The following is a 10,075-nucleotide window of genomic DNA, read 5'->3' on the forward strand; positions in this document are numbered from 1 at the left end:
TGACAGAGACTGTCATAAATCACTGTTTTTAATAAAATTCTGTGTTTTTGGTAAAAGCGTGAGCCTAAATGACCCTTCGCTAACATGCTGATGTCATAGCGCTTTTTAGGAAAATTCACGGTTTAGGCGAGAAAGTTATCATGGGATTGTCACATTCATGAGCCAATATGACCCTGTTCTTTGTCAGGCTGGCAAGATATTAAGTCTGCTAAATCGAATCAAGTCACCATGACAGCCAGCCTGATGGTTGTATTAATCGAGGTATTATGAATCCTGTATATCGTTACCGACAGAGTCATCTGATTGGTGCCAGTGTAGGCGCGCAGAGCATTGCTGTGTACTTAAGTTTATCCCACGGTGTATTGCGTCCTGCAGCAGAAATCGATTGGTTTGATGTACTTGGCGAAGGCTGCGTATTGTTGTTCGCTTTAACCTGGATCGTCGCCGCGATCATCAGTCGTCCGCCGGGCAGGGTAACCACCTTGTTAGTGGCAGGACTCAATTGCTTTGCTTTTACCGCATTACTCGATTTTCTCGATGAGAGTATGAGCTACTCGGCTGCCCATGAATGGTTGAGTATGCTTGAATCCATGCCAGCTGCTTTTGGCATGGTGGTGATGTCGGCGGCACTCATAGGCTGGCATAAGGAACAAAAGGCGCTGAATCGCCAGCTTGAGCGCAGAGAGTGGTCGTATCGGAATCACGAGCAAATCGATCCGGTGACTCAGCTTTATCAGGCCGACTATTGGCGGGCGCGGGTGAACGATGCCAAATCTCATCAGCTTAGCGGCTGTGTGATGATGCTGGATATTAATAGATTCTCGTCGTTCAACGAAAATCACGGTTACCAGGAAGGTGATCGTTTCTTACAAGACATAGCCCGCTTACTAATAATGCATGTCAGAGCATCGGATCTCGTGTGCCGTTTTGCCGGTGACAGATTTGTGTTCCTAATGCCGGAACTATCCTGTGAATCCGCAACAAGATTAGCGAGTGATATTCAGGTATCCATACGTCATCTCGCGTTTAAATGCGGGGCAAATACCACGGCATTGTTCCAGTCTGCCCGGGTGTCAGTGTTGAATATTAACGATGGCACTAATGCCGATAATCTACTGTGTATGCTGCAAAGCCGACTCAACAGCCGGGACTTCCACGCTGCATGAGTAAATGGCAATTAATGATGTCTAACAGGGTGATAGCTCAGGACACACGGTATATTCCTGCGCAGCCGCTATGCCAGGTCGTGGTCGATATTTGTCGCTCCCGGGGCGTGGCTGAACATAAATTACTGCGCGGTACAGGGATATTTGAAGCAGACATCCGGGATAACGGAAAGGTGTCGGCGCTGCAATTGGCCGCATTACTGGTTAATGCGGAAAAACTGAGCGGTGCAAGAGAGCTAGGGTTTGTTATTGGACAAGCGTTGGCAACGTCACACAACAAAGGGTTTTTGAATGCCCTGGGTTACAGCCGCGATTTAAATCAGGCTTTACGGCTACTGTCGGCCTTTGTTAATCAGGTATGCCCACTGGTATCATTTGGTGAGTATCGTCAGGGCAGTGCCAGATTGTTCACGTTTAGAGATGCCGCTGGCCATCACAAAGCGTTTGGTATTGCATCGATGATTGTTTGTTCAGCCATGGTCTCACTCAGTAAACTGTGGTGTGGTCACCGGTTACCGCTAACCTTCCATTTCCCTTTCAGCCGCCCCAGACACATCGCAGAATTCGAAATGTATCTGGGTCGAAAGTTACATTTCGATTCACCTTGTTTTAGTGTGACTGTTCCTGAAAACGCATTGGTTGAACCGTTTTCCAGGGCCGACGGCTTTTTGCTTATGGCTTCGGTTCACCATTTCGCAAAAACGCGAAAAGTAGGGGGCTTGTTACCGCAAATTATTAGAAATATAGTTACGCGTAACCCTCAGATTGCTGCGCTGGACGTGGCTCAAGCCCTTGATATAAGCCCCGCCACGCTAAAACGTAAACTTAAAGAATGTAATACCACCTTTTCTGCACTCAACGACGAAGTGCGCCGTGAACAGGCGGTATTTTTACTGCGCATTTGCCGATTAACTAACGAGCAAAGCGCGCTGAACATGGCCATTTCCGACCTAACCAATTTTCGCCGGGCTGTAAAACGCTGGACCGGGCGTACTCCTAGCGAACTCAGAGGTCACTAAACGCAGCGTGCCGTGTCTTTCAGGCCGAATGATAACGACACAGTGTTTTACGACATGCGTCTTTATGCGGTGTGACATTGTGATAAACTATTCGTCTTTTTTGTCGTAATTATCCGGAACGACCAAAATTACTGATTAGTCTTGTTGTAAGGAAAGTGTCTTGTCTTCAGAACCTGCCGCACCGTCAGTTTCTTCGCTGTTTAATGAATTATCACACTGTATGCTGGCCGACCGCTTCCCTCTGCGTCGTCGACTGCAAAAAGTGTCTTCACTGATTAAAGAAAAGTCGCCCAAAGCGGGTGAAGCTGTTGCTGATGTGACTCAGCGCATTGAAGATTCGAAAACACGTCGTCAGTGGCGGGCAGATAACCTGCCAGAGATTGAGTATCCGCCGCTGCCGGTGAGCGATAAAAAAGACGACATCAAAGCCGCTATCGAAGCCCATCAGGTTGTGATTGTTGCCGGTGAGACCGGTTCAGGTAAAACCACTCAGTTGCCGAAGATTTGTCTCGAATTAGGGCGGGGCATAAACGGCATGATTGCCCACACCCAACCACGACGACTGGCGGCCCGCAGCGTGGCTAGCCGTATTGCGGAAGAACTGAAAACGCCGCTGGGTGACAAAGTCGGTTTTAAAATTCGCTTTTCCGATCAGGTCAGCGATGCCAGCTACGTGAAACTGATGACTGACGGTATGCTACTGGCTGAAATGCAGCAGGACCGCTTCCTTAATCAGTACGACACCATCATTATCGATGAAGCCCACGAACGTAGTTTGAACATCGACTTTTTGCTGGGTTATCTGCGACAGCTTCTCGACAAGCGTCCGGAGCTGAAGCTTATTATCACCTCGGCGACCATCGATCCAGAACGGTTCAGCCGACACTTTAACGATGCGCCCATTGTGGAAGTGAGCGGTCGGACCTATCCGGTAGAAATTCGCTATCACGATCCCGAAGATCGTAACGATGATGCTGATCAAACTGAAGCCATTGTCGCTGCCGTAGATGAACTACGCAATGAAGCCCCCGGCGACATCCTGGTGTTTTTAAGTGGTGAGCGTGATATCCGCGATACCCAGGACGCATTGGAAAAACAAAAATACCGTAATACGGAAATCGTGCCGCTTTATGCCCGTTTGTCGGCAGCTGAACAGAACCGTATTTTTCAGTCTCACAGTGGCCAGCGTATTGTACTTGCCACCAACGTGGCCGAAACCTCGCTCACCGTTCCGGGTATTAAGTATGTTATTGATCCGGGTACCGCGCGGATTTCTCGCTACAGTGCCAGAAGCAAAGTACAGCGCCTTCCCATTGAGCCGATTTCCCAGGCCTCCGCGAACCAGCGGGCCGGACGATGTGGCCGTGTTTCTAATGGTATTTGTATTCGCTTATACAGCGAGGACGATTACCTTGGCAGACCGGAATTTACCGATCCGGAAATTCTACGTACTAATCTGGCGTCGGTTATTCTTCAGATGCTGGCACTGGGCTTAGGTGACATCGGCGCGTTCCCGTTTGTACAGCCGCCAGACAGTCGTAATATCACCGACGGTTTCCGTTTACTGGAAGAAATTCAAGCCATAGCTCGTAGCAAAGGGCAGCCGAAACTCACGCAAATGGGTCGTAATATTGCCCGTTTACCTATCGATCCTCGTTATGCTCGCATGGTGATTGAAGCCGGGCGCACCAATGCACTGCGGGAAGTGATGGTTATCGCTGCCGGTTTATCTATTCAAGATCCCCGTGAGCGGCCACAAGAGAAACGTCAGCAGGCCGATGAGAAGCATAACGAACACCGCGACAAAGATTCCGATTTTATCAGTCTGTTTAATCTGTGGCAGGCGTTCCGCGAGCAGCAGGCTGTACTGACCAATAATCAATTGCGTAAATGGTGTAAGACGAATTTTATTAATTACCTGCGCATGCGTGAATGGCAAGACATTGTCAGCCAGTTGAAAAAATCAGTGGCCGAAATTGGTCTTGGGATCAGTAAACAGGAAGCAGATTTCCAGTCTGTGCATCAGGCGCTATGCAGTGGCTTGCTATCGCATCTTGGAATGAAAGACAAAGAACGGGAATATTTAGGCTCACGCAATACCAAATTCATGATTTTCCCGGGCTCGGGACTATCAAAAGCGCAGCCAAAGTGGATCATGGCTGCAGAGCTGGTGGAAACGTCCCGTTTATTCGCTCGCATGAATGCGAAGATCGATCCTGCCTGGGTAGAACCGATAGCAAAACACGTGACGCAATCGAGCTATTCCGAGCCGCACTGGTCGAAAAAACAAGGTGCGGTGATCGCGTTTGAAAAAGTGACGCTGTTTGGCCTACCCATCGTGCCGAAACGTTCAGTGGTGTACAGCAAAATCGACGCCCATGTGTCGCAAGATTTATTCATCCGCCACGCCCTGATTGAGGGTGACACCAAGCTGAATGACAAGGTGTTGCAGGACAATCAAGCGCTGCTCGAGCAGGTTGATGAGCTGGAAAAGAAAACCCGTCGCCGTGACATTCTGGTAGACGAAGAATTGCTGGTTAACTTCTATGCCATGCGCTTGCCGGTTGACGTGAACAACGAAGCGGCATTTAGGAAATGGTGGCAAAAGCAGCCGGACAAGTCGGTACTAGCGTTTACCGAAGACGACGTGTATCGCCAGCAGCCAGGTCAAGCTACTGCCAATGCGTTTCCGGATGTGTGGAAGCAAGGCACCATTACCTTACCCTTACGCTATCATTTCGAGCCAAACGCCAAAGACGATGGGGTTACCGTTACAATTCCATTACCGATTCTGAATCAGGTGAGTGAAAAAGGCTTCGACTGGCTGGTACCGGGTTTGCGTCATGAACTTATCGTGAGCCTTATTCGCGGCCTACCAAAACGCTTACGCAAGAATTTTGTGCCGGCCCCCAACTATGCTGACGCTTGTCTGGAAGATATCAATCAGTTTGATAAGCAAGGGCAACCTGTACCGATATTGCAGGCGCTATCTGACAAACTTCGCCGAATGACAGGTGTCACAATAGAGGAAGAGGAGTGGCAAACCGATCAGTTGGAACGTCACCTGAAAATGCATTTTGCCGTAGTCAATGGCAAAGGCGCAGTGATTGAGCAAGGTGACGACCTCGAAGCGCTGAAAAAGCAATGTCAGGGGCAGGTTAAAGCGACCTTTGAAAAAGCAGCGACACCAGAACTTGAGCGTAAAGGCTTACAAGAATGGGACTTTGATAAACTGCCAGCCACCTTCACCCAAAAGATGGGCGGCTTTGAGGTGCAAGCATTTCCTGCTCTGGTACCACAAGGTGATAAAGTTGACATCGTGCTGGTGGATGAAGCTGACAAAGCCCGTGCTGAACATCGACGTGGTGTCAACGTACTGATTCGAAATGCAATGCCATCGCCGCTGAGTTATTTGCAAAGTAAGTTACCGAATAAAGCCAAGTTGGGATTGTACTTTAATCCGTTTGGTCAGATTAAAGCCCTGATTGATGATTGTATTTTGGCTGGAATCGATGACTTAACTCGCCGCTTTATGCAAGAACACAACTCTGAGGTTCGTGACGCAGACACGTTTAAAGCCTGTTTGGATGTTGTGCGTGCAGAAATTAACGACGTGGTGCTGGATATCGCGAAACAAGTCGAGGAAGGCCTCACGTTGGCACACCAGTGTCAGAAACAAATGAAAGGAAACGTGCCGCTGAACATGGTTAGCGCATTGGGCGATGTAAAACAGCATCTTGGCACACTGGTTTACCCTGGATTCGTTACCGGTCTTGGAAGACAACGACTGAGCGACTGGAACCGTTATATCAAGGGGCTCGCCCGTCGTCTTGAGAAGCTGCCTATCGATCCGAATAAAGATCGCATGCATCAGCATACCGTTGAGAAGGCAGAAGCGGCGTATAAAAAAGCGTGCAATAAATTCCCGGCGGATAAAGTGCCTGCAGAATTGGCTGAAATTCGCTGGATGATTGAAGAACTCAGAGTGTCATTGTTTGCTCAACAGCTAGGAACGGCTTATCCCGTTTCAGCCAAACGGGTATTGAATGCATTGGAGAATTTCTAGTAATAAAGTAAGAGTGCTATCGCACCTTTAATTTAAAGGGGTGAGGGATATACCATCATATTCTTTCGCATATCAAACTTTGCGCTATTAGCGGGTAAACTAAGTTGACATAAGCAGGGTCCCGTCCTATAAGAGATGGGTACTTTATTAAGTTGTAACTGAGGTTGGGAGAAGTAAACGTGTTGGGATACGACGATAAAAGAAATTTTTTCAGAATGATGGTGAATTCACCCTGTCAGGTTCAAATCAACGATGAAGAATCGAGCCGGACTCACCAAGCTGTATGTAAAGACATCAGCGCGACTGGAATGTCTTTGGAAGTAGAAGAGCCGTCTATAGAGGTGGGTACACAGGTAAATGTATCTATAGACTCTAACAGCTCGCAAATTCCATCGTTATCCGCACTGGCAACCGTGGTTCGCTGTGTTCCGGAAACCGAAGAAAGCTGTATTATCGGTGTGGAAATCTCAGAAATGAAGTAACTGATCACAGATCAGTTACTTCGCATACCAACCCTTTTAGGTAGTAGCCTTCCGGATACGTTCCTATCACCGGGTGGTCTTTTGCCTGCGTCAGGCGTTCAACTATCTTAATTGTCTTGCCGGCATCCAGCGCGGCATCGGCCACAATCTTCTGAAATAAATCGGCTGGCATCAGGCCCGAACAACTGAATGTCAGCAGTAATCCGCCTGATTTCACCGCGTGCATTCCGTACATGTTAATGTCTTTGTAGCCTCTTGATGCACGGCCCAGCGACGCTTTGCTGTCGACAAATTTGGGCGGGTCGAGGATCACCATATCAAACTGGCGCTGTTCTTCGTGATACTTGCGCAGAACCTGAAACACATCACCGTTCACCATGTCGCAACGCGCACTGTCGAGCTCATTGATTTCAAGGTGTTTGGCTGCAAGAGCGAGTGCAGGATCAGATACATCCACATTGGTGACATGTTTCGCGCCGCCTTGTAACGCATAGCACGAGAATGTACCGGTATAACTGAAACAGTTCAGCACCTCTTTATCTTTGGCGTAGCGGCCGGCAGCGGCACGGGCATCACGTTGATCGAGGTAAAAACCGGTTTTATGGCCGTTGCGAATGTCTACCTGGATCTGAATACCATTCTCGAGAATAGTGACCACCGGTTCCGGGTCTCCATGAAGCGTCTGCACTAGGGGTTCCAACCCTTCTTTTGCACGCACATCCACATCGCTGCGTTCAAAAATGTCTTTCCCAGGAAGCACTTTTTTCAGTGCCCACAAAATCTTGTCTCGTTGCTTATCAGCACCGGCACTCAACAATTGCACCACAATCACCGTGTTGTACACGTCTATGGTGACACCGGGCAAACCGTCGGATTCTGAAGCGATAAGGCGATAACTGTTGGTGTTTTCGCTGATCACCAGATTCTCACGAAGGGTGAAGGCTGTGGTAAGACGACGAACAAAAAAACCGTTGTCTACGGGTTCATCTTTGTTGAATGTCCACATGCGTACACGTAATTGTGATTCAGGTGACCAGGCGCCACGGCCCAACCAGTCACCTTCTGCACTTACCACATCAACGGTGTCTCCGCTGCGGCAACGTCCGTTTACCGTGGCGACAGCGCTGGCAAAAACCCAGGGATGACGACGGCGCAGTGATTTATCACGTTGAGGTTGTAAGACGACGGTGGCAGACATTGTTATGATAACCCTTAGATGAAAGTGGCGCGCAGTATAGCTTTTCTCATTATCCGGCGCGACTTTTGAACCGAATATTTGTGACGACCATAGGTATCTTTGAATTCAGATCGTCAAACCAGGGAGTACAGCGATGCGATATATCGATTTCGAAAAGGGCGCGGGGCCTGAATCTTTGCAGATCAGTGAAATAACCCCCCCTGTTGTTGCCAGTGGCCAGGTACTCGTTAAAGTGCACGCGTTTGGAGTTAACCGTGCTGACACCTTACAGCGGCAGGGAAAATACCCGCCACCACCAGGTGAAAGCGACATTCTCGGGCTCGAAGTGTCCGGGGAAGTGACCGACGTTGCCGATGATGTCACTCAATGGAAAGTGGGCGATAAGGTGTGCGGTTTGGTCGCGGGTGGCGGCTATGCTGAATATGTGGCGGTAAATGCCCGTCATCTAATGCCAGTGCCAGAGAGTATGTCGTTGACATACGCAGCAGGGCTCACGGAGGTGTTTCTTACCGCCTGGCAAGCATTATTCACCATTGGTAACCTGCAACCTCAAGATAAAGCCCTTATGCATGCCGGTGCCAGCGGTGTTGGCCTAGCTGCACTGCAGCTTTGCAAACTGAAGGGCATTGCCACAGCGACCACCGCGTCTTCTGAAGATAAACTAGCACAGTGTCGTGACATGGGCGCTAACCTTACCATTAATTACAAGGAGCAGGATTTCGCAGCCGTCTTGAAAGACACCTGGCCCGAAGGCGTGAACTTTGTGCTCGATTTTGTGGCAGGGGATTACCTGAACCGCAATTTAAAAGTACTCGCGCAAGACGGACACATTGTTTACCTAGCCATGTTGGCTGGTCGCTTTGCTGACAAGTTGGATATGGCATTGATGTTGGGCAAACGCGCCCGCATTCAGGGATCAACACTGAGAAACCGCAGTGATAGTTACAAAGCTGGTTTAATTCGTGATTTCTGCGAACACGGCTTACCGGGTTTTGACGACGGTACGCTCACAGTAAATGTCGATACGGTATTGCCTGTTGAAGAGGTCGCCACTGCTCATGCCCGCCTTGAAGCCAACGATAGTCGCGGCAAAATCATTGTTGAATGGTAATGAATTCGAGATTCATCTAACAGGTATGTTGTGGTGAATCTCCTCCAACAGCAAAAACGGTCAGGCACAGCAGATAGGGATTCGGTAAACTACAGCAATGTTTTTACCCCGTGACCTGATGAGAAAGAATGCGCGCTGATAAAAGAATCGTTTTTGAAAAAGTCATAGCCTGGCTGGAATCTAATAGTGGTATAACGCCGAATTTGGACGAACTGGCGGCGGTGGCTGGTTTATCCCGGCATCATTTTCACCGCCAGTTTTCTACAACCTTCGGGATTAGCCTACAAACGCTCATGCGAAGGGTTCGGACACATCGCGCCGCCTGGCAACTCGCTTATCGCCATTCTATATCTGTCACTGATATTGGGTTTGAGGCAGGCTATGAAAACAGCGAGAGCTTTAGCAGGGCTTTCAAACGTCAGACCGGCGTGACACCCAGCGAATTCCGGCATTCTCCGGACCTTGAGCGCATAACGCAACTCGCCAATGCGGTAAGGGTGCTGGACAGTGAGACTCCAGACAATACCGCTACGGATAAGTCGGCACCGACGTTAGTTCAGTTTGAAGGCGTTAAATTGGCGCAGCTCCTTCATAGAGGTTCACCGCAAACGCTGATGGCTTCCGTTGGTGCCTTTATTCAATGGCGAAAGTTGAATGGCTTACCGCCTTCTCAAAGCCGAACGTTTAACATCTTTTATTCAGATCCTAGCACTACTAAACCTGAGGCGTTTACCTTCGGTATTGCTGCTGAGCACGACAAAGACATAGCGCCAAATAAGCAGGGCGTTTCTGAAGCCCACATTCCCGCTTTGCATTGTTTAAGCTGGATAGAAACTGGCAGCGACGGCAAGTTACAGCGGCGTATTGAACAGGTTATTGGCGAAGGGGGCTATGACTGGCACTTTGAACAGTTCCCACCATTCTTAGAGCGACTGCGCTTTTACCCGGATGTGCCTATGGCAGAGGCGCAAAGTAGGGTGTATTTGCCCGTACGTTCATCAGGTCGATTGATTCCGAACGACTGATTTGTACG

7 protein-coding genes are annotated in these 10,075 nt (G+C 49.1%); 6 read left to right on the plus strand and 1 reads right to left on the minus strand.

The window, feature by feature from the left end; all coding sequences use genetic code 11:
- Nucleotides 1-266 precede the first annotated feature (266 nt).
- From ACXAFQ_RS04500 to ACXAFQ_RS04515, 4 genes are all read left to right on the plus strand, one after another.
- Entirely contained in the window at nt 267-1,166 is a 900-nt protein-coding gene (locus tag ACXAFQ_RS04500) for a GGDEF domain-containing protein (RefSeq protein ID WP_474818372.1), read from the plus strand.
- Complete coding sequence (locus tag ACXAFQ_RS04505; RefSeq protein ID WP_474818373.1) at nt 1,163-2,185, plus strand: AraC family transcriptional regulator ligand-binding domain-containing protein; 1,023 nt, start codon at nt 1,163-1,165, stop codon at nt 2,183-2,185. The genes ACXAFQ_RS04500 and ACXAFQ_RS04505 overlap by 4 nt, the downstream gene beginning before the upstream one ends.
- 160 nt (nt 2,186-2,345) lie before the next feature.
- On the plus strand, nt 2,346-6,251 hold the full coding sequence (gene hrpA / locus ACXAFQ_RS04510; RefSeq protein ID WP_474818374.1) for an ATP-dependent RNA helicase HrpA: 3,906 nt from the start codon (nt 2,346-2,348) through the stop codon (nt 6,249-6,251).
- Nucleotides 6,252-6,430: 179 nt separating this feature from the next.
- Nucleotides 6,431-6,733 (plus strand): PilZ domain-containing protein, encoded by a 303-nt coding sequence (locus tag ACXAFQ_RS04515; protein ID WP_070123261.1) that lies wholly within the window; start codon nt 6,431-6,433, stop codon nt 6,731-6,733.
- 4 nt (nt 6,734-6,737) lie between these two features.
- On the opposite strand, the gene ACXAFQ_RS04520 is transcribed toward ACXAFQ_RS04515, so the two are convergent.
- On the minus strand, nt 6,738-7,931 hold the full coding sequence (locus ACXAFQ_RS04520; protein WP_474818376.1) for a class I SAM-dependent rRNA methyltransferase: 1,194 nt from the start codon (nt 7,929-7,931) through the stop codon (nt 6,738-6,740).
- Nucleotides 7,932-8,064: 133 nt separating this feature from the next.
- On the opposite strand from ACXAFQ_RS04520, the gene ACXAFQ_RS04525 reads away from it, so the two are divergent.
- Nucleotides 8,065-9,042 (plus strand): NAD(P)H-quinone oxidoreductase, encoded by a 978-nt coding sequence (locus ACXAFQ_RS04525; protein WP_474818378.1) that lies wholly within the window; start codon nt 8,065-8,067, stop codon nt 9,040-9,042.
- A 128-nt stretch (nt 9,043-9,170) separates the two neighbouring features.
- Nucleotides 9,171-10,067 carry an AraC family transcriptional regulator gene (locus ACXAFQ_RS04530; protein ID WP_474818379.1) on the plus strand — a complete coding sequence of 299 codons (897 nt, stop codon included), beginning with the start codon at nt 9,171-9,173 and terminating at the stop codon, nt 10,065-10,067.
- The last annotated feature ends 8 nt before the right edge of the window (nt 10,068-10,075 follow it).

This window comes from Alteromonas sp. ABH2_165, from assembly GCF_056159945.1.

Excerpts from the sequence above, each read along its gene's own strand:
- ACXAFQ_RS04505 (WP_474818373.1), top strand. The coding sequence starts at position 1,163 with ATGAGTAAATGGCAATTAATGATGTCTAACAGGGTGATAGCTCAGGAC.
- ACXAFQ_RS04530 (WP_474818379.1), top strand. The coding sequence starts at position 9,171 with ATGCGCGCTGATAAAAGAATCGTTTTTGAAAAAGTCATAGCCTGGCTG.
- ACXAFQ_RS04520 (WP_474818376.1), bottom strand. The coding sequence starts at position 7,931 with ATGTCTGCCACCGTCGTCTTACAACCTCAACGTGATAAATCACTGCGC.
- ACXAFQ_RS04525 (WP_474818378.1), top strand. The coding sequence starts at position 8,065 with ATGCGATATATCGATTTCGAAAAGGGCGCGGGGCCTGAATCTTTGCAG.
- ACXAFQ_RS04500 (WP_474818372.1), top strand. The coding sequence starts at position 267 with ATGAATCCTGTATATCGTTACCGACAGAGTCATCTGATTGGTGCCAGT.